General features: G+C 71.2%; 21 protein-coding genes. 6 read left to right on the forward strand and 15 right to left on the reverse strand.

The window, feature by feature from the left end:
- Positions 1-7: 7 nt before the first annotated feature.
- Positions 8-850 (reverse strand): cytochrome c biogenesis CcdA family protein, encoded by an 843-nt coding sequence (locus A6A25_RS41415; protein ID WP_073900021.1) that lies wholly within the window; start codon positions 848-850, stop codon positions 8-10.
- Positions 850-1,410: a redoxin domain-containing protein gene (locus A6A25_RS41420; protein ID WP_073900281.1), complete on the reverse strand. Its 561-nt coding sequence runs from the start codon at positions 1,408-1,410 to the stop codon at positions 850-852. The genes A6A25_RS41415 and A6A25_RS41420 overlap by 1 nt, the downstream gene beginning before the upstream one ends.
- Before the next feature lie 539 nt (positions 1,411-1,949).
- Here A6A25_RS41420 and A6A25_RS41425 point away from each other — a divergent pair.
- Positions 1,950-2,495 carry a hypothetical protein gene (locus A6A25_RS41425; protein WP_073900022.1) on the forward strand — a complete coding sequence of 182 codons (546 nt, stop codon included), beginning with the start codon at positions 1,950-1,952 and terminating at the stop codon, positions 2,493-2,495.
- A gap of 54 nt (positions 2,496-2,549) precedes the next feature.
- Here the strand turns inward: A6A25_RS41425 and A6A25_RS41430 are convergent, their stop codons facing one another.
- The 7 genes from A6A25_RS41430 to A6A25_RS41460 form a co-directional block, all read right to left on the reverse strand.
- Positions 2,550-5,834, reverse strand: coding sequence for a discoidin domain-containing protein (locus A6A25_RS41430; RefSeq protein WP_073900023.1), 3,285 nt, complete (start codon positions 5,832-5,834; stop codon positions 2,550-2,552).
- Positions 5,813-7,225: a glycoside hydrolase family 43 protein gene (locus tag A6A25_RS41435; protein ID WP_073900024.1), complete on the reverse strand. Its 1,413-nt coding sequence runs from the start codon at positions 7,223-7,225 to the stop codon at positions 5,813-5,815. Before A6A25_RS41435 ends, A6A25_RS41430 begins: the two co-directional genes overlap by 22 nt.
- 74 nt (positions 7,226-7,299) lie before the next feature.
- Positions 7,300-8,142: a hypothetical protein gene (locus tag A6A25_RS41440; protein WP_073900025.1), complete on the reverse strand. Its 843-nt coding sequence runs from the start codon at positions 8,140-8,142 to the stop codon at positions 7,300-7,302.
- 64 nt (positions 8,143-8,206) lie between these two features.
- Positions 8,207-9,001 (reverse strand): carbohydrate ABC transporter permease, encoded by a 795-nt coding sequence (locus A6A25_RS41445; RefSeq protein WP_073900026.1) that lies wholly within the window; start codon positions 8,999-9,001, stop codon positions 8,207-8,209.
- Positions 8,998-9,945: a carbohydrate ABC transporter permease gene (locus A6A25_RS41450; protein ID WP_073900027.1), complete on the reverse strand. Its 948-nt coding sequence runs from the start codon at positions 9,943-9,945 to the stop codon at positions 8,998-9,000. Before A6A25_RS41450 ends, A6A25_RS41445 begins: the two co-directional genes overlap by 4 nt.
- 19 nt (positions 9,946-9,964) lie before the next feature.
- A complete protein-coding gene (locus A6A25_RS41455) occupies positions 9,965-11,224 on the reverse strand; it encodes an ABC transporter substrate-binding protein (RefSeq protein ID WP_073900028.1) in 1,260 nt (419 codons plus the stop codon).
- Positions 11,225-11,255: 31 nt separating this feature from the next.
- Positions 11,256-13,169, reverse strand: coding sequence for a glycoside hydrolase family 127 protein (locus tag A6A25_RS41460; protein WP_073900286.1), 1,914 nt, complete (start codon positions 13,167-13,169; stop codon positions 11,256-11,258).
- A gap of 168 nt (positions 13,170-13,337) precedes the next feature.
- Here A6A25_RS41460 and A6A25_RS41465 point away from each other — a divergent pair, with 168 nt between their 5' ends.
- On the forward strand, positions 13,338-14,363 hold the full coding sequence (locus A6A25_RS41465) for a LacI family DNA-binding transcriptional regulator (RefSeq protein WP_073900030.1): 1,026 nt from the start codon (positions 13,338-13,340) through the stop codon (positions 14,361-14,363).
- Positions 14,364-14,728: 365 nt separating this feature from the next.
- On the opposite strand, the gene A6A25_RS41470 is transcribed toward A6A25_RS41465, so the two are convergent.
- The 5 genes from A6A25_RS41470 to A6A25_RS41490 form a co-directional block, all read right to left on the reverse strand.
- Entirely contained in the window at positions 14,729-17,017 is a 2,289-nt protein-coding gene (locus A6A25_RS41470; protein ID WP_073900032.1) for a heavy metal translocating P-type ATPase, read from the reverse strand.
- Complete coding sequence (locus A6A25_RS41475) at positions 17,010-17,972, reverse strand: hypothetical protein (protein ID WP_073900033.1); 963 nt, start codon at positions 17,970-17,972, stop codon at positions 17,010-17,012. The genes A6A25_RS41470 and A6A25_RS41475 overlap by 8 nt, the downstream gene beginning before the upstream one ends.
- A 105-nt stretch (positions 17,973-18,077) precedes the next feature.
- A complete protein-coding gene (locus A6A25_RS41480) occupies positions 18,078-18,284 on the reverse strand; it encodes a heavy-metal-associated domain-containing protein (protein WP_073900034.1) in 207 nt (68 codons plus the stop codon).
- Positions 18,285-18,331: 47 nt separating this feature from the next.
- Positions 18,332-18,613 carry a metal-sensitive transcriptional regulator gene (locus A6A25_RS41485; RefSeq protein WP_073900036.1) on the reverse strand — a complete coding sequence of 94 codons (282 nt, stop codon included), beginning with the start codon at positions 18,611-18,613 and terminating at the stop codon, positions 18,332-18,334.
- 272 nt (positions 18,614-18,885) lie between these two features.
- Positions 18,886-19,077, reverse strand: coding sequence for a hypothetical protein (locus A6A25_RS41490; protein WP_073900038.1), 192 nt, complete (start codon positions 19,075-19,077; stop codon positions 18,886-18,888).
- A 229-nt stretch (positions 19,078-19,306) separates the two neighbouring features.
- Between A6A25_RS41490 and A6A25_RS41495 the strand changes: the two genes are divergently transcribed.
- The 4 genes from A6A25_RS41495 (at position 19,307) to A6A25_RS41510 (ending at position 22,064) form a co-directional block, all read left to right on the forward strand.
- Entirely contained in the window at positions 19,307-20,668 is a 1,362-nt protein-coding gene (locus tag A6A25_RS41495; protein ID WP_143193748.1) for a HAMP domain-containing sensor histidine kinase, read from the forward strand.
- Positions 20,665-20,853, forward strand: a complete 189-nt coding sequence (locus A6A25_RS41500) for a hypothetical protein (protein ID WP_073900040.1) — start codon at positions 20,665-20,667, stop codon at positions 20,851-20,853. Before A6A25_RS41495 ends, A6A25_RS41500 begins: the two co-directional genes overlap by 4 nt.
- Before the next feature lie 74 nt (positions 20,854-20,927).
- Positions 20,928-21,152 carry a hypothetical protein gene (locus A6A25_RS41505; protein WP_143193749.1) on the forward strand — a complete coding sequence of 75 codons (225 nt, stop codon included), beginning with the start codon at positions 20,928-20,930 and terminating at the stop codon, positions 21,150-21,152.
- 105 nt (positions 21,153-21,257) lie between these two features.
- Positions 21,258-22,064, forward strand: coding sequence for an alpha/beta hydrolase (locus A6A25_RS41510; RefSeq protein ID WP_198933053.1), 807 nt, complete (start codon positions 21,258-21,260; stop codon positions 22,062-22,064).
- 4 nt (positions 22,065-22,068) lie between these two features.
- Here A6A25_RS41510 and A6A25_RS41515 read toward each other — a convergent pair whose 3' ends face one another.
- A complete protein-coding gene (locus A6A25_RS41515; protein WP_143193750.1) occupies positions 22,069-22,281 on the reverse strand; it encodes a hypothetical protein in 213 nt (70 codons plus the stop codon).
- Positions 22,282-22,352: the final 71 nt, after the last annotated feature.

Consider the following 22,352-nt stretch of genomic DNA (forward strand, 5'->3'; position numbering starts at 1 on the left):
ACCGGGTTCAGCGGCGGGCCGCCCGGCGGCGGGCCAGCACGACACCGCCCGCGACCAGCAGCACCAGCGCCCCGAGCAGCGGCCACGGCCCGATCGCGGTCACCGCTTCCACCAACGCGCCCTGCACGGTGGCCGCGGCGTCGATCACCGGATCCGCGGGGTCCGCGTCACCGAAGAACAGCCTCAGCTCGTAGACCCCGTAGTAGGCGACGTAGGCGCCGACCAGCACCAGCAGCACCCCGCCGATCCGCGAGACGTGCGGCAGCAACGCCCTGGCGCGCGTGGCCAGGGTGTTGTCGGCCATCGTGGCGGCGACCGCCAGCACAGCCACCACCAGCCCCATGCCCACCGCGTAGGCGAGGAACGCCACGACGCCCTCGACCACGTCCGCACCGCCGAGCGCGGTGCCGACGACCGCGAGGAACGGCCCGATCGTGCAGGACAGCGACGCGGTGGCGTAGGCGACGCCGTAGCCGAACATCGAGCCCAACCGCCTGGTCGGCGCGCCCTTCGTCGGCTTGAGCCGCTGCAGCGCCACCGTCTTCCCGGCCACCAGCAGCCCGCCGGTGACGACCAGGGCCGCGCCGATGACCACGGTCACGAACGGCAGGTACCGCTGCACGGAAGCCGCGACCGGGGCGACCACCACGCCGAAGACGCCGAACACCACCACGAAACCGGCGGTCATGACGCCGGCGGCGGCCAGCGCCCGGCCGATCGCCCCGGCCCGCTCACGGCCGTCGTCGCCTCCCACGACCAGGGCGAGGTAGGCGGGCAGCATGGCGAAGCCGCACGGGTTCACCGTGGCGACCATGCCCGCCGCCACGGCCAGCAGCACGACCTCGGTCATCAGGCACCCGCGAGCGCGGCGACCCGGTCGCGCAACGCCTGCTCGGACAGCTGGGTCGTCACCACGTCGACCTTGCCGTCCGCACCGACGAACGCGTACGCGGGCTGCGCGGTGACGCCGAACCGCTTCCACACCGCGGTGTCGGTGTCCGCCACGTGCCCGAAGCCGCCCAGCCCGTACCGCTCGACGAACTGCTTCATCGCGGGCACCTCGTCCAGCGCGGCGACACCGACGAACGTCACCGAGGCGTGGTCGCGGGCCGTCGCCGCCACCCCGGACGCCTCCCGCTGGCACTTCGGGCACCACGGCGTCCAGAACCAGAAGACGGCGGGCTTGCCGGCGAGGCTCTCACCGGAGAAGTCGGCGCCGTCCACCGTCTTCGCGGTGAACCTCAACTGCTCGGCCACCGGGCCGCTCGGCGCGGGCGCGTCGGAACCGGGCGCCGCGCCGGAGGTCGTCGGCGCGTCCGTGGACGGTGAACCGCCGCTCGACGTCGGCGCGGACCCACACCCCACCACCAGGGTCAGCAGAACGGCCACGGACGCGGACTTCCACAACATCGACCACACCTCCACCAGGGACTCGACCGCGATCCTGCCGCACCCGGACCGGTGTGAGCCCTTACGAACCGCTGACGCCCGCCGACAGCACGACGCACCGGGCGCGGGCGTGGTGCTCGCCCGTGCTCCGGTGCGCCGATCGGTCCCCCGCTCCCCGACGGGCGCGAAACCGTTCCCCTGTCCCCCGATCCCCCTGTACCCCCCGAAATCCCTCGGATCCCCCGATCCGCTGGGTCCCCCGTTCTTCCTGTCCCCCCGATCCCCTGGGCCGGGCCGGTCCCGGTTCGTGGCGAACCGGTTCCGGCATCCCCCTGACCTGCAACAATGATGATCCACGCCGGGTCGGCGGGCAATGCCGCACCCCGGCCGCCCGCGACCGCGTTGGTTGCCTGAAACCGGCAAGGAAGCCCAGGCCGGCGAACCGCGGTCATACCACGGCTGAAGCAGTCAGAAAATCTCCCACTTGGCCGCTGTGTGGTAATTGTCCGGCACCTAAGCTGGGCGGTCCGACGACCCTGCCCGTCGAAAGGACCGTTCCCATGCGTACCGGTCGATTCCGCGCCGCCGTCGTGGCCGCCGCCGTGGCACTGCTCACCGTCACCGGCGCGACCACGGCCTCGGCCGCACCCGCCAAAGCCGTCGAGGACGCCGTCTTCCAGCCCGCCGCCGACACCCCGGTCACCGCGCTGGTCACCAAGCTCACCCACGCCGAGGCCACGGCCCGATTCCGCGCCGCCGGCATCACGTGGTCCTCCAGCGGCGGGTGCAGTGACCGCAACAACCCGACCTGCACGTCGTTCTCGCAGATCAACCTGGCCACGGTGCAGGGCGCGGAGACCCTCAAGCGGGCCAGTGGCTGCGCGTTGAACATCACCGGCGGCACGGAGACCGGCCACGCCAGCGGCACCTACAGCCACTGGAACGGCTACAAGCTCGACTACAGCCTCTACACGTGCGTCGGCAACTACATCCGCGGCACGTTCACCTACATCGGTGGCAACAAGTGGCGCTCGGGCTCAGGGAACGTCTACTTCCTGGAGAGCAACCACTGGGACGTCACCTACTACAACTGCGGCGGTTGCTGACACCGCCGCGAAGGGGGACCGGCCGGCGCGAGGCCGGTCCCCCGCCCCCGCCGGTCAGCCGAAGGCCTTCACCTCCAGCAGACCGACCGAGCCGACCCCGCTCTGGAGCACCACCCGCAACCGGGTCGTGCTCACCGCGCCGAACGTCACCTCCTGGTACCGGTCGCCCGCCACCGGATACCCGCTCGCACCCGGCACGTCGGCGTAGGCCGAGCCGGTCCAGTGCTGCAGCTTCCACGACGCGGGCAGGTCGACGCCCTGGCCGTCGTCGAAGAAGTACACGTGCGCCGACTTCACCGACCTCGCCGAGTCCCAGGTCAGCTCGGCCCACTGCGTGCCGGTCTCCGGCCAGGTGCCCCACCTCGGGTTCACGGTGTCGTTGGACGACGGCGGGTCCACCCCGTCGTTGATCGCGGCCACCGACTCCCACGGCGAGGTGTAGGACGCGGACGGCGTCGCCGCCGGCGCGAGGTTCGCGGGCGGCGGGTCCGGGTTGGTCCCGCCCCGGTGGTACGCCTTCACCTCGGTCAACGCGGTCCTGAACCCGGACGCGTGGGTCACCTGGACCCGGATCCGCTGGGTGGACACCGGGGTGAACCCGACCCGGTTGTAGTTCGCCTTCGGTGTCGTCGGCGTCTTGGCCTGGGCCGCCGCTGCCACCCACGACGAGCCGTTCCAGTACTGGACCGCGTACGACGACGGCGCGCGGTACCGGTTGCCCGCCCGGTCGTCGCGGAAGTGCAGCCGCACCTCGTCGACCGTGCGCTGCTGCCGGAAGTCGATCTCGTACCAGTCCGAGGTGTTGGGTGATCCCGAAGTGCCCCACAGGGGTTCGTTGATCGGGAACCCGTCGACCGCGGCGCCGACCGACGTGCCGGACGCCGTGTACGACGCCGTGACGGCCGCGCCCCGCGCCAGGTTCGGCGTGGTGGAGGTCAGGTCGACGCCCGCCTTGGCGAACACGTCGACCATCCGCGGGCTGCCGTGCGCCACGTCCTGCGGCGCTTTCAGACCGCTCACGGCCACGCTGTGGGTCACCGTGCCCGCGCCGGACGGGAACGTCACCTCGCCGTTCGCCGGGTTGTAGAGCACGCGGGTGAGCCGGTCGACGGTGAACGCGCGGGTGCCGTCGAGGTAGACCGAATAGCCCTGCGGCACGCCGTTGTAGCGGGTGACGCCGTCGGCCGGGTCGTCCCACACCACGCTCAGGTCCATGTTGCGGTAGCGCAGGTGGTTGACCGCGAAGTGCGACCAGCCGATGTCGATCGGCGACAGCTCGATGCGGGTGTCCGTGCGCGGGCGCAACCCGGCCACGTCCTCGACCACGGTCCAGTTCGAGCTGCCCAGGATGTTGTGGTGGATCCAGGACCGGTAGTCGATGGTGCGGGTGCCGGAGTTCCAGTTCGCCCAGAACTCGTTGGCGTCGGGCCACTGGGTGTTGCCGCCGACGTACTGCGCCCAGGTGTTCCAGTAGAGCAGCTTCTTGTAGTCCTCGGCGGTCATCCACTGGTTCGGGTAGTTGCGCAGCACCGACGAGTACAGCCGGAACTGCACGGTGGAGTTGATGGTGGAGAAGTTGTTCGACCCGGGGTGGCCCGCCTGCGCGGCCTCGGCCTTGTCCCGCTGGTTGGCCGTGTAGAACGGGAACACCGGGTACTCGGCCGGGTCGGCGAACAGCCGCAGCGCCTGCTTGTACTGGTCGGTGTTCGGCATCAGGCCGACCGAGAACGGGTAGTAGTTGTTGATCTCCTTCCACGGCACGTGCGTGTTCGTGGCCACGTGCTTGTGCTCCAGCAGCTGCCGCGACGGGTTCCACAGGGTGTTCACCACGCCGGTGCGGATGCGGTCGGCAAGCGTTTGCATCTCGGCCGCCTTGGCCGTGTCGCCGATGAGCGCGTACGCCTGCTGCGCGGCCACCGCGCCGCTCCACACGTACGCCGTCTCGGCCCGGTCGAGGTTGCCCGCCCGCCAGTCGAACGACACCGCGTCGGCGTCGTTGCCGGTCATGGCACCCCAGTCGTACTCGATGACGCCGTTGTTGTTGGTGTCGAAGGTCGCCAGCTGCCCCTTCACGTCGCCCTCGGCGTACTTCGCGAGGTTCCCGGCCACGGCGGGTTGGCCGCCGTGGACCTGGTAGCTGCGCCACGCCGCCTCGGAGATGTACTGGGTGTAGGAGTTGGACCAGTTCTCCGGGTCGCCGGGGTTGTCCATGAACCGGCCGCCCTTGGACGACTGGCCCACCGACAGCCACGGCCCGTACGAGTACACCGGGTCGCGCAGGTACTTCAGGTCGTCGATGTGCATCGGCTGGGTCAGCGCGATCGCGTTGTTGTAGCCGGTGACGCCCTCGATCGAGACCGGGAACTGGAAGTCCTGGCCCGGGATGTCCACGTCGAGGTGGTTGAAGCGCATCAGCCACCAGCGGTAGTAGACGTTCTTCTTGATCGCGGGGTCGGGCACGTCGATGTAGGGGAGGTGGTCGGCCCACCACCGGTTGTAGGCGCGCACGTGGGTGGCGAACGCGACCGACGGCGAGTGGCCGCGGTAGGCGTGGTACTCGGTCAGCGACTCGGGGATCTCGTCGGTGACGAAGCCCATCACGACCTTGGTGGTGGCCGACTGGCCCGCGCCGAGCGTGATCGACCGGGTGAGGGCTCCGCTCGCGGCGGTGAACCCGTCGCCCGAGAGCCTCGGCCGGATGGTGGTGAGGTTGTTCTTCACCAGCCGTGAGCCGGTCAGCTCCGCGCCGCTGACCGTCGTGGCGTACGGGGAGGTGACCCGCAGCGGCACGGTGGCCGACGCCGAGCCGGTGTTGGTGACGGTCAGGTTCGTCACGGCGACGTTGTTGTGGGTGATGAACTTCGCCACCTCGACCCGGAGGCCGGTACCGGTGTAGACGCCCTTCCAGTGGCTGGGCGCCTGCCACCGGCTCGACACCTGCTCGGTCAGCGTCCCCGAGCCGACGGTGACGGCGTAGGCGTTCTGGCTGCTGATGTTGTCCCAGTAGGCGGCGTTGCCGCCGAAGCCGATGACGGCCGGGTTGTGGGTGTACAGGAACAGGCCGCGACCGCGGGTCATCAGCCACGGGCCCGCCGGGTCGTTGCCCGGTCGGGCGAGCAGGCGGTCCATCCAGAAGTCCGTGCCGCCGCTCTCGGCGTCGTAGATGGCGCGCATCGTGCTGCCGGTGCTGTAGCCGACCGGCGGCGCGGGGATCGAAGGACCGGTGAACGTGGGATAGCCGATGGTCTGCGCGGCGGAGGCACTCGGCACGGGCACGAGGAGCGCCCCGAGCACCACCACGACCGCCAGCCGCCGGGTCACGCCTGGAAGGCTTGCCATTCCAACACCCCCGTCGAGAAGTCGGGCTTCGAGGTGATCGACAACCGCAGCCGCGTGGTGGACACGGCGGTGAACGTGGTGGTGTTGAACGTGTTCCCGGCGACACCGCACGCCGACTGGCCGGGCACGTCCACGTACGCGCTGCCGTTCCAGTACTGGACCTCGCACGACGCGGGCAGGTCGATGCCCTGGTCGTCGTCGAACCAGTAGGTGGCGACTTTGTCGATCGTCTTGGCGGTCGGCCACTGGTACTCGACCCACTGCGTGCCGCGCTCGGGCCAGTTGCCGTAGGCGAGGTTCGAGCGGTCCGCGGAGCTCGCGGGCGTGCCGCCGTTGTTGAGCGCGGCCAACGACTCCCAGGCCGAGACGTGCGAGGTGGAGGCGGTGGCGGAGGTCGCCAGGTTCGTGCTGCCGGAGGGGTTCGGCGGCGGACCGGTGTTGGTCTGGACGACCTTGCGCATCGTGCCGTCGGCGTTGAAGTGCAGCAGGTCGACCGCGACGGAACGGCGGAAGTTGCCGCCGCCGGGCGCGTTGGCGTTGTGGTAGACGATGTACCACTGGCCGTTGAACTGCACGACGCCCGCGTGGTTGGTGGTGGACGAGACCTGGTCGAGCACGACGCCGCGGTGCGTCCACGGCCCGAGCGGGCTGGTGGCGGTTGCGTAGCGCTGGCAGGCGTAGTTGGAGTTCGTCACGCAGCCGTTGGTGTCGTTGGCCGCGTACATCAGGTAGTACAGGCCGTTGCGCTTGAACATCCAGGGCGCTTCCCAGAAGTTCGCCAGGCCCTGCGGCGTGATCACCGGGCCGTCCAGCTCGATCATGTTCGGCTTGAGCTTCGCCGCCCGCGCGCCCCAGTAGCCGCCCCAGTAGAGGTAGGACTGGCCGTCGTCGTCGGTGAACACGGTCGGGTCGATGTTCAGCCCGGACGAGTTGGGCGTGCTGTCGCTGACCAGCGGGCCGCCCTTGGCGTCGCGGAACGGGCCGAGCGGGCTGTCGCCGACCGCCACGCCGATGTCCATCCAGCCCGCGCCGGTACCGTTGACCGAGGTGTACCAGTAGTACTTGCCGTTGCGGGGTTCGACCTCGCTCGCCCACGCGTCCGCGCCCGCCCACGGGAACGTGGCGATGTTCGCGCGTGCGCCGTGGTCGGTCCAGGTGGCGGCGTCGGTCGAGGACAGCACGCGCCACTCGCGCATGACGAAGTTGTTGGTGCCGACGGGCGCCTCGTCGCGGCCCGCGTAGATGTACATGGTGTTGCCGACGACCAGCGGGGCGGGGTCGGCGGTGTAGTAGGTGGTGATGATCGGGTTGGCGGCGGACGCGGGTGGTGCCAGGGCCGTGACGAGCGCCAGCGCGGCGCCCAGCCCGAGCACCCGTCGTCGGGTGCGCATGGTTGCTCCTGTCAGTGGCCTGCTGCGTGGTTCGGGGGCCGGCGCCACCGGTGCGCGGTGGCGCCGGCGTGCGCTCAGCGGCCGTAGCGGCTCTTCAGGTGCCGCCACCAGTCGCGGAACATCCAGGTGTCGAACTCGGTGATGCCGCGGGCGCTGCCGGCCTTCATCAGGAAGCCGGACACGCCGCTGGGCGTCCAGTCGTAGAAGTCGTCCAGACCGAACGTGTGGCCGATCTCGTGCAGCAGGATCGTCAAGTCGGGGTTGCCGAGGTTGTTGACGAAGTACTCGCTGCCCATCCGCTGGCCCCAGTCACCGCCCGCGCCGCCGCCCATGCCCGCGGTCAGCCACAGCGACTGGTCGTAGTGCCTGGCCACCCCGCCGGGGCAGTTGCGGTACTGGCCGTCGCGGACGAAGAACCGGCCGCACGCCTCGGCGCACTGCGGCGCGTTCTCCCGGATGTTGTTGACGTAGATGTCGACGGAGTTGTCGTTCCACTGCAACGTGTTCCGGTCGCGCACCGCCCAACCGACCACCTTGATCGGCACGGACGCGTAGGGCCAGTTGTTGTGGCCCACCATGACGTCCATCCACTTCTTGTACTGCTCGGCGAGCTTGGCGTGGATGCGGTCCCGCAGCGAGGCGCTCACCGGCGCCGACGAGTCCCACCGCACGCAGAAGTTCAGGTAACCGCCGTTGACGAACACCTGGTCCCAGCCGTAGTTGCGGAACCCGTACAGGTTGCCGTAGGTGCTCTCCTGGTGCGACCACACCTGGTTCAGCGGGGTGACCAGGTGCGACGGCGGGCTCCAGGTCGCCGGGTTGGCGGCGGCGGTGACGTCACGCGCCTGTTCGGCCTGCGCGACGCCCGCGCCGCTCAGCGCCAGCGCGAGGACCACGCCGCTCAGCAGTGTTCTCATCCATGGTCGTGACACGACGATCTTCCTTCCGGTTGCCGGACGATGCGGCGGCGGACCGGCGGGTTCAGCCCTTGACGGCGCCAGAGGTGAACCCGCGGACGTAGCTGCGTTGCATGGCGGCGAAGAGCACGAGGCAGGGCACTGCCATGAACACCACCCCCGCTTCGAGCGCGGCGTAGTCGATCGAACCGTGGCTCGCGGTGCGCAGGTTGACCACGGCGAGAGTGGTGGTGAACTGGTCGGTCGAGTTGAGCAGGATCAGCGGCGCGAAGAACTCGCTCCACGAGGTCAGGAACGCGAACAGGCCCACGGTGACCAGGCCCGGCCGCACGGCGGGCAGCATGATCCGCAGCAGGGTGCCGACGCTGGTGCAGCCGTCGACCCGGGCCGACTCCTCCAGCTCCACCGGCACGGCCTCGAACGAGTTGCGCATCATGAACACCGAGAACGGCAGCTGGAACGTGATGAGCACCAGGCTCAGCCCGACCAGCGAGTCCTCCAGCCCCAGCCACCCCAGCAGCACGTACAGGGCGATCAGGATCGTCGCGTACGGCACCATCAGGATCGCCAGCGTGAGCAGGAACAGCACGTCGCGGCCGGGGAACCGGAACCGGCCGAACGCGTAGCCGCCCAGCGTGGCGATGACCAGCGTGCCGCCCACCGTTAGCGCGCTGACGACCACGCTGTTGAGGACGTGCCGGAGCTGCACGCCGTTGGCCGAGGTGAACAGCCGGGCGTAGTTCTCCAACCCGAACCCGGTGTCCGTGCGCACGGACGCGAACCCGGCCCACACCAGCGGGAACAGGAACAGGATCGCCAATGCCGTGCCGGTGACGTAATAGCCCCACCGCGGTGTCACGACGACCTCCGGCGCAACACGCGGAACTGGATCACGTTGAACACCACGAGCACCGCCAGCAGGACCACCGAGATGCCCGCGGCCGAGCCCAGGTCGAGCCGGATGAACGCTTCCCGGTAGATCACCATCACCAGCGAGGTGGTGCTGTTGTCCGGCCCGCCGCGGGTGAGGATCCAGAACTGGTCGAACGCCAGCAGCGACCCGGTCGTCATCAGGGTGAGCACCAGCGCGATCGTCGGCCGCATCAGCGGCAGCGTGATGCGGCGGAACGTCTGCCACCGGTTCGCCCCGTCCACTCGGGCGGCCTCGTACACGTCCGGCGGTATCGCGTGCAGCCCGGTCAGCAGGATCAGCATGGTGAACCCGGCGAACCGCCACAGCACCAGCACCACCGCGGACGCCAGCGCCGAGTCCGGGCTGCCGCTGGTCCACGACACGTACCCGTCGACCAGCCCGAGCCACGACAACAGGTCGGTCACCGGCCCGATCTCGTCGCTGAGCAGGCCCAGGAACAGCAGCGACGCGCTGGCGAAGCCGACCGCCATGGGCAGGAAGAACGCGGTGCGGAAGAAGCCGACCCCAGGTCGCCGGTGCTGCACCAGCAGCGCCAGCCCGAACGCGACCACGAACAGCAGCACGGTGATGACCACCGTGTACTTGACCGTGAACCAGGCCGCCGAGCGCAGCAGCTCGTCCTCGGCGATCCCCCTGTAGTTGGCCGGGGCGTTGAACTTCGCCTTGCCCAGCAACGGCCAGCGGTGCAGGGACATCCATGCCACGAGCGCCAGCGGCACCAGGAAGAACAAGCACACCATCACGGCGGTGGGTGCCGCGTACGCGGCACCGACGAGGGCGCGCAGCCGACGTCCGCGCCTCGCGGGCCGTGGCTGCGGGCGTGCCGGGGGTGTTCGCGTGCTCGGGAGTGACGTCGTCGTCGTGGACATCCGAGCCTCCGGTGGCTGCTCAGCCCTGCTGGAGCGACTGGGTGATGGCGGTGTTGCCGTCGGCCAACGCCCGGCCCGCGTCACCGAACAGCGCGCCGCGCACGGTCCGCAGCCACGGGCTCTGCGGGTCGTTGAACGAGGCGTTGAAGTTGCGCGCGTACGGCGTGCGGCCCTTGGCCACCAGGCCGTTGATCAGCACCGTGCGCGGGTCGGCCGACGAGTACTCGTTGTCCGCCAGGTCGGTGCGGGTCGGCACGCCCTTGTTCTTGGCCACGACCTCGACCTGCGCCTCGTCCGACGTGGTCCAGGACAGGAAGTCCCACGCCTGCTCGACCTTCTCCGTGGTCGCGCCGATGCCCAGCGCGTCACCGCCGACGAAGGTCGACTCGCCGCCCGCCAGGCCGCTGATCGGGGCCACGCCCAGCGTCAAGCCCTGCTGCTCCAACGCGTCCAGCCAGACCGAGGGCGCGGGCGCGATGCCCACGTTCCCGCTCCGCAGCGCGCCCAGCCAGGTCGGACCTGCCTCGTCCTTCGACGCGGGCGCGGCCACCCCTTCCTCGTACAGCGAGCGGTAGAGGGCGAACACGTCCGCCATCTCCGGCGAGTCGACCCGCGCCTCCTCGCCCTCGGGGTCGAGCACGTCGCCGTTCGCGGCCCACACCGACGGCCACAACGTGAACTCGACGCAGCCGCCGCAGTTGCCGCCGAAGTACGTACCGTTGACGTCACCGCCGAGCCGGTCGACCGCGCGGGCGTGGTCGGCGAACTCCCGCAGCGTGCGCGGCGGCCGTTCCGGGTCCAGACCCGCCTTGGCGTACAGGTCCTTGTTGTACAGCAGCACGGACAGGTCGATCGTGTGCGGTAACGCGTAGTTGGCGCCCTCCCACGTGCCCGCCTTGACGTGCGACGGCGCGAGCCGGTCCTTCACCGGCAGCACGGCCAGCCGGTCGGTGACGTCGGCCCACAGGCCCTGGGAGGCGTACTGGGGCGCGAACACGACGTCGGCCGCGAACAGGTCGGGCAGCGACTTCGCGCCCGCCGCCGACGCGAGTTTGGCCGGGTACTCCTCGTTCGGATAGGCGGTCACCTCCACCTTGTTGCGGTGGGTGGCGTTGTAGGCGTCGGCGTAGGCCTTGGACACCGACTCGGTCGCGGCACGGGTCCACAGCGTCAGCACCGCGCCGTCGTCCGCGGCCTCCGGCTCCTGGCCGCCGCAAGCCGCCAGCAGCAGCACACCCGCCGCCACGGCGGAGACTGCACGAAGCCCTCTGGTTCTCACCGGTCTCTCCTTTGAGCACGGTCGGAGCGGGTCAGGTGCCGGGCAGCCAGACCCGCATGGTCGACGGGCCGCCGCGGGCCCAGCGGTGGTACGGCACGAGGTTCAGCGGTGCGGTGACCCGGGTGGTGCCGGTCGGCTGTGGTGGGCCGTAGGGCCAGCCGTCCGGGCCGGGTACGTCGAACCGGGCCTGGACCTCGACGCCCGCCGCCGTGTCGACCGGCGGCACGGTGGCGTCCACGCGCAGGGCGTCGAGGTCGTGCTCCCCGGAGGACTCGGCGCAGTACACCAGCGGCCCGCGTTCCACGGCCACGCAGCCGCGCGTCGCGTCGATCCTCGGGTCTGGCGCGGTGAAACGGGGCCGCGTGGGCAGTTCCAGCCGGATCTCCTCGCCGACCGCGAACGTCCGGTACACGACGATGTCGCCGACCGGCACGTGCCGTCGGCCGTGGGTGGTGACCAGTTCCGCGCCGGCCGCCCACTGCGGCACCCGCAGCGTGATCGACCACGGCTGGTCGTCGGTCTTGGTCACGCGCACGGTGACCGTGCCGTCGTCGGGCAGGCCGGTGCGCACTCGCAACCCCACCTCACGCCCGTCCGCCAGCCGGGTGGCGACCTCGGCGTCGGCGTACTGGTGCAGGCGCAGGCCCGTGTCGTCGACCGTGACGAGGTAGCACGACAGGGAGGCCAGCAGGCGTGCCAAGTTCGGCAGGCAGCACGACACCTCGAACCACGGCGCCCTCGGCCCGCCGCCGAACCCCAGCTGCTCCTCGTCCCGCGCCAACGCGGCGGTGGGCGTGCGCTGGTGCAGGGTGTGCGCGTAGAAGAACGACCGGCCGTCGTCGCCGATCGCGGTCGCGACCACGTTGTAGAGGATCCGCTCGATCACCTCGTCGTAGCGCCCGTCGCCGGTGGCCAGCAGCAGCCGCCAGGCCAGCATGATCGCGGCCACCCCGGCGCACGTCTCGGAGTACGCCCGGTCGGCGGGCAGCACGAAGTCGTCGCCGAAGGCCTCGTCGGCGTGCCGCGAGCCCATGCCACCGGTGAGGTACGTGCGGCGCGCCAACGTCCGGTCGAACTGGGCCGCGACCGTGCGCAGCAGCTCGTCGTCACCGGTCTCGACCGCGACGTCCACCGCGCCCGCAGCGAGGTAGAGCGCGCGCACCGCGTGCCCGTGCAGCACGGCGGACTCCCGCACCGGCTCGTCGTCGCTGAAGTACGACCAGCCGAAGTGGTGGCGCGGCAACGTCCGGTGACCACGCCGTTCGACGAACAGCGCGGCCTGCTCCAGGTAGCGCCGCTCCCCCGTGACGCGGGCCAGTTCCACCAGGCCCAGCTCGATCTCCGGGTGCCCGCAGACACCGGGCGTGCCGTCGGGGCCGAACACCTCGCAGACGTGGTCCGCCGCACGACGGGCCACCGCCACCAGCGGGTCGTCGTCACCACCGCACGTGCGGGCGCGGGCGACGGCGGCCTGGAGCAGGTGCCCGGTGCAGTACAACTCGTGGCCCCACAGCATGTCGCTGTACCGGTCGGGCTGCCCGGGACGGCCGAACGCGGTGTGGAGGTACCCGTCCGGCGCCTGGGCCGCCGCGATCACACTCGTCAGCTCCACGATCCGGGCTTCCACGCCTTCCGGCTCGGTGGCACCGCGACCGACCTCCCAGGACATCGCCTCCACCAGCTTGTAGACCTCGGAGTCGGTGAACTCGCGACCGCGGCGCCGCGCCGACGTGTCGTCGGATCCGGCGAAGTTCGCGGTCCAACCGAGCCGGTCCATCCACGACCGGGCGTGCGGCAGGGTGGCGGTGGCGTTGACGTCCTGGCGGGCCCGCCAGAAACCGCCGGTGATTCGGACCTCCCGCTGGCCCAGCGGGCGCAGCCTGCCCCGCGACGGCACGACGGGACGTCCCCCGACGGCAGTGGTGTCCGGCGACGTCACTGTCATCCCAACCTCCCGCGGTCCGTGCGCCTCGATCAGCACTGTGGCAGCCGAAAACCTTTTCGGCAATCGTCCTTGTGGAGCCCAGGACACTCGTTCACCATGGCGGTTCACGCTCGTGAAGAGCGCCTACAATCGATTCGACGTTCGACAAACTTTTCGAAAGGCTTTCGAATGGGCAGGCGGCGGTCCGACGCGGTGACCCTCAGCGACGTGGCGAAGCTGGCCGGTGTCTCGATCTCCACCGCGTCCAAGGCGATCAACGCCCGGGACGAGGTCGCGCCCGCCACCCGCGAACGCGTGCTGCGTGCCGCCGCCGAACTGTCGTTCCAGCCCAACGCCCTGGCCCGCGGCCTGATCTCCGGGCGGACGCGGACCATCGGCCTGCTCACCGACGAGCTCGGCGGCCGGTTCGCCATCCCGATCCTGCTCGGCGTGGAGAACGCGCTGGCCAACGAGCAGATGTCGGTGCTGCTGTGCGACGCGCGCGGCGACGCGATCCGGCGCAGGCACTACATCAGCACGCTGCTGGCCAGGCAGGTCGACGGGTTCATCATCCTGGGCGACGACAACGACATCCGGCCGTCACTGACCCGCGACATCCCGGTGCCGGTCGTCTACGTCTACTGCGAGTCCAGCGACCCGCGGGACCTGTCCGTGATCGCCGACGACGAGGGCGGCGCCCGGCTCGCCGTCGAGCACCTGGTGTCGTTGCAGCGCAAGCGGATCGGCCACATCACCGGCCCCCGGACCTACCGCGCCGCCCGCGACCGGGTGACCGCCCTGCACCGGGTGCTGGCCGAACACGGACTGGACTTGGCGGGCGGCGCGCCACTGTACGGCGAGTGGTCGCAACGCTGGGGCAGGCACGCGGCCCGGGTGCTGCTGTCCACGGATCCCGAAGTCGACGCCGTGTTCTGCGGCAACGACCAAATCGCCACCGGCGTCGCCGACACCCTTTCACGCCTGGGAAAACGCATCCCGGAAGACGTGGCAATCGTCGGCTACGACAACTGGGAGGACTTCGCCGCCGACTGCCGCCCACCACTGACCACAGTGGACCTCGACCTGGAACGGCTGGGCACGACCGCCGCCCGCTACCTGTTCGACGCGCTGGACGGCCGCCGCCCGTCCGGTGTGGTCCGTCAGCCGTGTCGCCTGGTCATCCGAGAGTCGACCTCCGCGCTCGGGCCCGCCTGAACTGGTCGCGAGTGCGCCGCGATGCCCTCGCTTCTCAATGCGAGGGGTTCGTGTCATCCCGCCGACCTGGCGCAGCTCTACCGCACGTGTCAAGGGGGCCTCGTGCGAGCGTTGCCTGACACTCCAACTTCGAGGCCCCCTTGACGCGTGTGGTAGCCCGGAGGGAGGTCGGTGGGATGACACGGAGCCCGGGACCACGCTGGGACAGCAGTTCCCAACGGAACAAGAGCGACACGGAACCGGGGGATGTCATCCTGCTGATCTGCCCGTCCGGCGAGGACGCTTTTCAAGCTTTTGATCATTCCTCGAACAGCGCAGTGGCCCGGAGCCGGCCGACGGCTCCGGGCCACATCACGCACTTGCCGTCAGGAGACGGCAACCGGAACCTTGTCCTCAGTGGACTCCGCCGCCCGGTCCCGATCCCTCGCCACGGCAGCCGCACTGCGGAACCCACGCAACCGCAAGCTGTTCGACACCACGAACACCGACGAGAACGCCATCGCGGCACCGGCGATCATCGGGTTGAGCAGCCCGGCCGCCGCGAGGGGCAGGGCGGCCACGTTGTAGGCGAACGCCCAGAACAGATTGCCCTTGATGGTGCCCAGCGTCCGCCTGGCCAACCGGATCGCGTCCGCCGCCGCGCGCAGGTCACCCCGCACCAACGTCAAGTCACTGGCCTCGATCGCCGCATCGGTCCCAGTGCCCATCGCCAGACCCAGGTCGGCCTTGGCCAGCGCCGCCGCGTCGTTCACGCCATCACCGACCATCGCCACGACCTTGCCCTCAGCCTGGAGCCGGGCGACGACGTCGACCTTGTCCTTGGGCAGCACCTCGGCGACCACCTCGGTGATACCGACCTCCGCCGCGACCGCACGAGCCGCCGCCTCGTTGTCACCGGTCAACAGCACCGGCGTCAACCCGAGCGAACGCAGCTGCCGGACCGCCTCCGCCGACGTCGGCTTCACCGTGTCCGCGACGACCAGGACCGCGCGCGCTTCGCCGTCCCACGCGACCAGTACCGCGGTGCGCCCTTTCGCCTCGGCCGCCCGCTTCGCCTCGGCCAACGCGCCGTCCAGGTGCACGCTCCACTCGGCCAGCAGCCGTTCCCGGCCGACGATGACCGCGTGCCCGTCGACCACGCCCTGCACGCCCAGGCCTTCCACGTTCTGGAAGCCCTCGACCTCGGGCAGCGCACCAACCCGGTCCGCCGCACCGGTGGCGACGGCCTTGGCGATCGGGTGCTCGGAGGCGTGCTCCAGCGCCCCGGCCAGCCGCAGCACCTCGTCCTCCCCCACCCCGGACGCGGTGTGCACGGAGACCAGGCTCATCCGGCCGGTGGTGACGGTGCCGGTCTTGTCCAGCACCACCGTGTCCACCCGACGGGTCGACTCCAGCACCTCCGGCCCCTTGATCAGGATCCCGAGCTGCGCGCCACGACCGGTACCGACCAGCAGTGCCGTCGGCGTGGCCAGGCCCAACGCGCACGGGCAGGCGATGATCAGCACCGCGACCGCCGCCGTGAACGCCGCCGAAGCACCACCGCCGGCACCCAACCAGAACGCCAGCGTGCCCACCGCGAGCGCGATCACGACCGGCACGAAGATCGCCGAGATCCGGTCGGCCAGGCGCTGTGCCTCGGCCTTGCCGTTCTGCGCGTCCTCGACCAGCTTGGCCATCTGCGCCAACTGGGTGTCGCCGCCGACCCGCGTCGCCCGGACCACCAGCCGGCCACCCGCGTTGACGGTCGCGCCGACCACCGCGTCACCGGGACGGACCTCGACCGGCACGGACTCGCCGGTCAGCATGCTCGCGTCGACCGCCGAGCTGCCCTCGGCCACCACGCCGTCGGTGGCGATCTTCTCCCCCGGCCGCACCACGAACCGGTCGCCCACCTTGAGGTCACCGGTCGGGACGCGGACCTCACGGCCGTCCCACAGCACGGCGACATCCTTGGCGCCCAGCTCCAGCAGCGCCCGCAGCGCCGCACCGGCCCGCCGCTTGGACCGCGCCTCGAAGTACCGCCCGGCCAGGATGAACACCGTGACGCCGGCGGCGACTTCCAGGTAGATCGCACCCGCGCCGTCGGTGCGCGAGATCGTCAGCTCGAACGGGTGGGTCATCCCCGCCACGCCCGCCGTGCCGAACAGCAGCGCGTACAGCGACCAGGCGAACGCCGCGATCGTGCCCATCGAGATCAACGTGTCCATCGTCGCCGCACCGTGCCGCAGGTTCGTCCACGCCGCCCGGTGGAACGGCCACGCGCCCCACACCAGCACCGGAGCCGCCAACGTCAGCGAGATCCACTGCCAGTACGTGAACTGCAGCGCGGGCACCATCGCCAGCACGACCACCGGCACCGCCAGCAGGGTCGACACGACCAGCCGCTGCCGCAGGACCCGGGTCGGATCCTCTTCGACCGCCTCGGCCAGCTCGCTCTCCACCACGGGCAGCGCGGCCTGGTAACCGGCCGCCTCGACCTGCGCCACCAGCGTCTGCGGGTCGACGTCCTCGGGGAACGTGACGCGTGCCTTCTCGGTGGCGTAGTTCACCGTCGCGGTGACGCCGTCGAGCTTGTTCAGCTTGCGCTCGATCCGCGCGGCGCACGAGGCGCAGGTCATGCCGGTGATCGCCAGTTCGATCCGCGCGTCAGCCATGGCCGTGCTCCCCTTCTTCCTCGTGGTCGTCCACGGCCGGCGTGCGTGTCGGAGCGCCTTCGGTGGTCACCGTGAACTCGGCCGTGCGCACGACCCCGGCGTGTTGGAAGTCCAGGAACAGCCGGTAACCACCGGCTGAGGGCACCTGGGCCACGAACGCGATCTCCGGACCGGCCGGCGTCTTCCCGTCACCGGGAGCGCCCTCGGGGTGCACGTGCAGGTAGGCCAGGTCGCCCTCGCGCAGCGCCACCAGGTGACCGTACGCCGCCAGGTAGGGCTGGAGGTCCGTGACGGGCTCGCCGTCCTTGGTGACGGTGAGCTTCACCGGCGACGACTTGCCCGGCACCAGCTCGCCGTCCAGGCGGACCTGGTAGCCGTCGACCTCGGCCACCCGCGACGGTGCGAAGGTGCGGGGCTCGAACGCCCCCGCCGCGTTGAGGTCGACACCCAGCGTGGTCGCCTCGCCACCCGTCGGCTTGAAATCGGCGAACACCCGGTAGGAGCCGGCCTCCGGGACGTCCAGCGGCACGGTCCAGGTGCCGTCCGGCGCCATCTCCGGGTGGACGTGCCGGAAGCCGGAGGTGTCGCGCCGGATCGCGATGAGGTGCATCCGCTTGTCGTGCTCGACGTCGAAGGCGGTGACCGCCGCGCCGTCGGGGCCGAGGATGCGGAAGGAGAAGTAGTCGGTTCCCGTGGTCAGCGTCGTGTCGGTGGGCGTGAGGGTGTAACCGCCCCTGGACGACGCCAGCCCCGCGGGCTGGTCTGGCGCGGTCTCCGCGACGGTGCCGCTGTGGTCGTCCCCGTGCCCGGTGCCCTCAGCACCGGACGTGCCGTCGTGACCGCCCGGGGCGGCCTGGACGGCGAAGGGACCGACAGCGCTACCGGCCGCCCAGGCGCCACCGGCGACCAGGGCGAGTACCGCACCGTAGGCGGAGAGCTTCGCTGCTGTGCTCATCTTCAGTCCTCGAGACTGGTGGAGCCCGCCACGTGACGGGCTCCGGTTCGGCTGCGTCGCCGTTGGTTCTCGGTCGTGTGGTTCTCGGTCGTGTGGTGCGCGGGGTCAGCCGGCGAGCGCGTAACCCGCCTCCTCGACGGCCGCGCGGACGTCCGCCTCGGCGACCGGGGCGGCGCTGGTCACCTTGACCGCGCCGGTCGGCAGGTCGACGTCCACGCCGGTCACACCGGGGATCTGCGAAACCTCCTCGGTCACGGACGCCACGCAGTGGCCGCAGGTCATGCCGGTGACGGTGTAAGTGGACTCGGCCATCGGGTACTCCTGTGTTCGTCGGTGGGTCTCGGTCGGGTTCGATCGGGTCAGGAGCGCACGAGGCGCGCGATCGCCTCGCTCGCCTCGCGGACCTTCGCGTCGGCGCCTTCGCCGCCCTGGGCGAGGGCGTCGGCCACGCAGTGCTTCAGGTGCTCGTCGAGCAGGCCGAGGGAGACCGCCTGCAGAGCCTTGGTCGCCGCCGCGATCTGGGTGAGGACGTCGATGCAGTACTCGTCGTCGTCCACCATCCGCTGCAACCCGCGGACCTGGCCCTCGACCCGGCGCAAGCGCTTGAGGACGTCGTCCTTGCCCGCCGTGTAACCCCTCATGTCCCACTCCCTTCGGCCACCTGGTGCGTGTCCGTCAGGGATATTCATACCCCCCGGGGGTACCTACGTCAACTCGCACGGCAGATGAGGTGATCGGGGTCACCCGCACGCGGGCGACCGGCCCACCCTACCCCCGTACTGTATCTGCCACCGGTCGGCGAGGCGCCCTGGGCATACCGCGAGGTGCGGGTATCCGCGCAGGTCAGTGGGCGCAGGTCAGTCGACGCAGGTCAATCGGCGCAGGTCAATCGGCGCAGGTCAATCGGCGCAGGTCAATCGGCGCAGCGGAAGCAGAAGTGCGGGCCGACCGGGCGGTCGAGGCCGTGCCAGCCCGCGGCGACGGCGTGCGCCCACAGTGCGCGCCACCTGCCGGCGACCTCGTCGGGCCTGGTGTGGGCGCGTCCGCAGTGGTCGCAGATCAGGACGAGCGCGGACACGTCGTGGTCACCGGGGATGGCGGTCACAGTGCGGGTATCGACTTCCTGATCGGGTGCGGCGGAGAACGGGGCCGACCGCGTCCTCGGCGGCGGGCGCCTGGTCGTGCGCCGGAATTCTGGTGTCGACCGTCGTCCGATGGTGCGCCGAAACGCCCGTGCCGAACCTTGCGATCAGCTTTCGATCGCTGCGGGCGGGGTCGTCGTCGGGCACTCTGGTGGCCATGTCACCCCAGGCGGGCCGGCGGTGGGGTCGCTGATGCCGCGGTTCTCGTTGCGCTGGCGGGTCGCGCTGGTCATGGGGCTGGGTTCGGTGCTGCTGACCAGCGCGGTGGCCGTGGCGGTCTGGAACCTCACGTCCGGCTACATGCTGCGGCAACGCGAGCAGAGCGCGGTGCGGCAGGCCGAGGTCAACGTGCGGCTGGTCGACGCGGCGCTGAGCAGCGGGTCCGACGGGCTGACCGGGTTGCTGACCGGGTTGACCACCGGACCGGACTCGACCGTCCTGCTGTTCCACGACGGCCAGGTGCTGACCAGCGGGCGGCAGGTGGACGCGCGGGTGCTGCCGCGGCGGCTGGTGGACCTGGGTCGGGCGGGGACCCCTGCGGCTCAGCGGCTCGTGGTGGAGGGCATCCCGGTGCTGGCCGTGACGCTGCCCATCGAGTCGACCGACGGCGCCTACGTCGAGCTGGCGCCGCTGGTGCAGCTGGACCGCACGTTCCGGTTCCTCAGCGCCCTGCTGGTGGCGGTCACGGTGATCAGCGGGCTGCTGGGCGTGGCGCTGGGTTCGTGGGCGAGCCGGCGGGCGCTGCGGCCGTTGACCGAGCTGACCCGGGCGGCCTCCCGGATCGCGGGCGGTGACCTGGGTGCCAGGCTGCCTGCCCAGACCGACCCCGACCTGCTGCCGCTGGCCACGACGTTCAACGCGACCGCGGAGGCGTTGGAGCAGCGGGTGCGGCGGGACGCCCGGTTCGCGGGCGACGTCAGCCACGAGCTGCGGTCGCCGTTGACGACCATGGTCAACGCCGCCGAGGTGCTGCGCCGCCGCCGGGTGGAAGTGCCCGGCACGGCGGGCAAGGCGCTCGACCTGCTGACGTCCGAAGTGGACCGGTTCGCCCGGATGGTGGTGGACCTGCTGGAGATCTCGCGGGCCGACCAGCAGGCCGAGGACCTCACGTCGGAGACGATCGACCTGGTCTCGCTGGTGGGCAACGTCGTCGCGGCCCGTCCCGGCGGTCCCGTGCCGCTGGACACCGGCTCGCCGCCGCCGCGGGTGCTCGGCGACCGCCGCCGGCTGGACCGGGTCGTCGACAACCTGCTCGACAACGCCGAACGGCACGCGGGCGGCGTGGTGCGGGTCGGGGTGTTCGCGCAGGGCGGCACGGCGCGGATCGAGGTGGACGACGCCGGGCCGGGCGTGCCGCCGGAGCTGCGCGACCGGATCTTCGACCGGTTCGACCGGGGCACGCGGGCCGGGCGCCGGGGCGCGGACACCGGCAGCGGGCTCGGGTTGGCGCTGGTCGCGCAGCACGTGCAGCGGCACGGCGGCACCGTGCGGGTGGAGGACCGCCCCGGTGGCGGCGCGCGGTTCGTGGTGGAGCTGCCGGAGGCGGAACGATGAGGGTCGTGGTGGTGCTGGTGATGGTGTCGGCCCTGGTCACGGGGTGTGGCGTGACACCACAGGACGAGCCGCAGCCGTTGGTCACGTCCACCGCCAACCCGGTGCCGACACCGACGCTCACCCAGCGCCCGGACCCGACCACGTCCTCCACGACGACCACCCCGGCTCCGACCACCTCTGGGTGAACGCGGTCGTCAGGCAGTTGTCAGGTCAACCGACCGGTGGTTCGGCGCAGGATGGACCCCGATCGGAGGACGCCGTGATCCAGGACGAGTACGAGACCGACCCGCACTACCGGGAGGCGGTGCGCAGGCTGTCCGCCGAGTTCGGCGGCAGGCTGCCGCGCAAGGTCGTCGCGCGCACCGTGCTCGACGCCCGCCGCGACCTGGAGGGCCGGATCATGCCGGAAGCGATGGCCGAGATGCTGCACCACCTGGCCCACCACCGACTCGGCGCGGTGATCGGCGAGGCCCGGGCCCGATGACCCGGACCACGGCGAGACCGCACTGACCGGCGAACCTCGGCACCGCACCCCCTCCTGGCACCGCACCAACGCCACCCGAGGCCCCGTGACCCGGATGATGGTCGGGTGCGCAAGCGGGTGTTGTCGGTGGTCGCGGTGGCCGCCATCATCGTGGCCGTGGTGTTCGGTGGCGCGTTCGCGTTCCAGCGCAAGCTCGTCTTCCTCCCCGCCGGCGGGCCGTTGCCGGCCGCGGGTGACGCGTTGAGCGGTGGGCGGGACGTCACGCTGACCACCGGTGACGGGTTGCGGTTGGCGGCCTGGCACTTCCCGGTGGACGCGGCACGCGCCACCGTGCTGGTCGCGCCCGGCAACGCCGGTAACCGCCACCTGCGCGTCCCGCTCGCCCGCGCGCTCACCGCACGGGGCCTGTCGGTGCTGCTGGTCGACTACCGCGGCTATGGCGGCAACCCCGGCGACCCGACCGAGGCCGGGTTGGCGCTGGACGTGCGCGCGGCCCGTGACTTCCTGGTCCGCGACGCCGGGGTGCCGCCCGAGCGGCTGCTGTACTTCGGCGAGAGCCTCGGCGCGGCGGTGGCCGCGGAACTCGCGGTCGAGCACCCGCCCGCCGGGCTCCTGCTGCGCTCGCCGTTCACGGACCTCGCCTCGGTCGGCGCGCACCACTACCCGTTCCTGCCGGTGCGGTGGCTGCTGCGCGACGAGTTCCCGACCGAGCGGCACGTGGCGCGGGTCGACGCGCCGGTCACCGTCGTCTACGGCACGGCCGACTCGATCGTCCCGCCCGAGCAGAGCCGGGCGGTGGCGACGGCGGCCGGTGGGCGGTCCGTCGAGGTCACCGGCGCCGACCACAACGACCGCGTGCTGCTGGACGGCACGCGGCTGGTCGAGGCGGTGACCGACCTGGCCGGCCCCTGAACGGCTACCAGGCGTCGTCCGGCCCGTCGTCGGGCATCGGCACGACGCGGCGCTGGTCGGCGACGTCCAGCGGGTCCGCCTCGGGCACGTCCGGCGGTTCCGGTGCGGGCTGCGCGCGGCCGACTGAGGCCTCCTCGTCCACGGTCCCGGCGTCGGTCTCGGGCTCGACGGGCTGCGACTGGTCGGCCACGTCGTTCCACGGCTTTTCCAGGCTCATCTCGGTGATCCTCCACAACGGCACGGGCAGGACGACGCCCGCTGCGACAAGCGTCGCAGCGGGCGGACGGA

Origin of the sequence: Saccharothrix sp. CB00851, assembly GCF_001905065.1 — a bacterium.
GTDB lineage: Bacteria > Actinomycetota > Actinomycetes > Mycobacteriales > Pseudonocardiaceae > Actinosynnema.

What these genes read in the sequence shown, in the direction of transcription:
- A6A25_RS41415 (WP_073900021.1), bottom strand. Translation starts at nt 850, where the DNA reads ATGACCGAGGTCGTGCTGCTGGCCGTGGCGGCGGGCATGGTCGCCACG.
- A6A25_RS41420 (WP_073900281.1), bottom strand. Translation starts at nt 1,410, where the DNA reads ATGTTGTGGAAGTCCGCGTCCGTGGCCGTTCTGCTGACCCTGGTGGTG.
- A6A25_RS41425 (WP_073900022.1), top strand. Translation starts at nt 1,950, where the DNA reads ATGCGTACCGGTCGATTCCGCGCCGCCGTCGTGGCCGCCGCCGTGGCA.
- A6A25_RS41430 (WP_073900023.1), bottom strand. Translation starts at nt 5,834, where the DNA reads ATGGCAAGCCTTCCAGGCGTGACCCGGCGGCTGGCGGTCGTGGTGGTG.
- A6A25_RS41435 (WP_073900024.1), bottom strand. Translation starts at nt 7,225, where the DNA reads ATGCGCACCCGACGACGGGTGCTCGGGCTGGGCGCCGCGCTGGCGCTC.
- A6A25_RS41440 (WP_073900025.1), bottom strand. Translation starts at nt 8,142, where the DNA reads ATGAGAACACTGCTGAGCGGCGTGGTCCTCGCGCTGGCGCTGAGCGGC.
- A6A25_RS41450 (WP_073900027.1), bottom strand. Translation starts at nt 9,945, where the DNA reads ATGTCCACGACGACGACGTCACTCCCGAGCACGCGAACACCCCCGGCA.
- A6A25_RS41460 (WP_073900286.1), bottom strand. Translation starts at nt 13,169, where the DNA reads ATGACAGTGACGTCGCCGGACACCACTGCCGTCGGGGGACGTCCCGTC.
- A6A25_RS41465 (WP_073900030.1), top strand. Translation starts at nt 13,338, where the DNA reads ATGGGCAGGCGGCGGTCCGACGCGGTGACCCTCAGCGACGTGGCGAAG.
- A6A25_RS41470 (WP_073900032.1), bottom strand. Translation starts at nt 17,017, where the DNA reads ATGGCTGACGCGCGGATCGAACTGGCGATCACCGGCATGACCTGCGCC.
- A6A25_RS41475 (WP_073900033.1), bottom strand. Translation starts at nt 17,972, where the DNA reads ATGAGCACAGCAGCGAAGCTCTCCGCCTACGGTGCGGTACTCGCCCTG.
- A6A25_RS41480 (WP_073900034.1), bottom strand. Translation starts at nt 18,284, where the DNA reads ATGGCCGAGTCCACTTACACCGTCACCGGCATGACCTGCGGCCACTGC.
- A6A25_RS41485 (WP_073900036.1), bottom strand. Translation starts at nt 18,613, where the DNA reads ATGAGGGGTTACACGGCGGGCAAGGACGACGTCCTCAAGCGCTTGCGC.
- A6A25_RS41495 (WP_143193748.1), top strand. Translation starts at nt 19,307, where the DNA reads ATGCCGCGGTTCTCGTTGCGCTGGCGGGTCGCGCTGGTCATGGGGCTG.
- A6A25_RS41500 (WP_073900040.1), top strand. Translation starts at nt 20,665, where the DNA reads ATGAGGGTCGTGGTGGTGCTGGTGATGGTGTCGGCCCTGGTCACGGGG.
- A6A25_RS41515 (WP_143193750.1), bottom strand. Translation starts at nt 22,281, where the DNA reads ATGAGCCTGGAAAAGCCGTGGAACGACGTGGCCGACCAGTCGCAGCCC.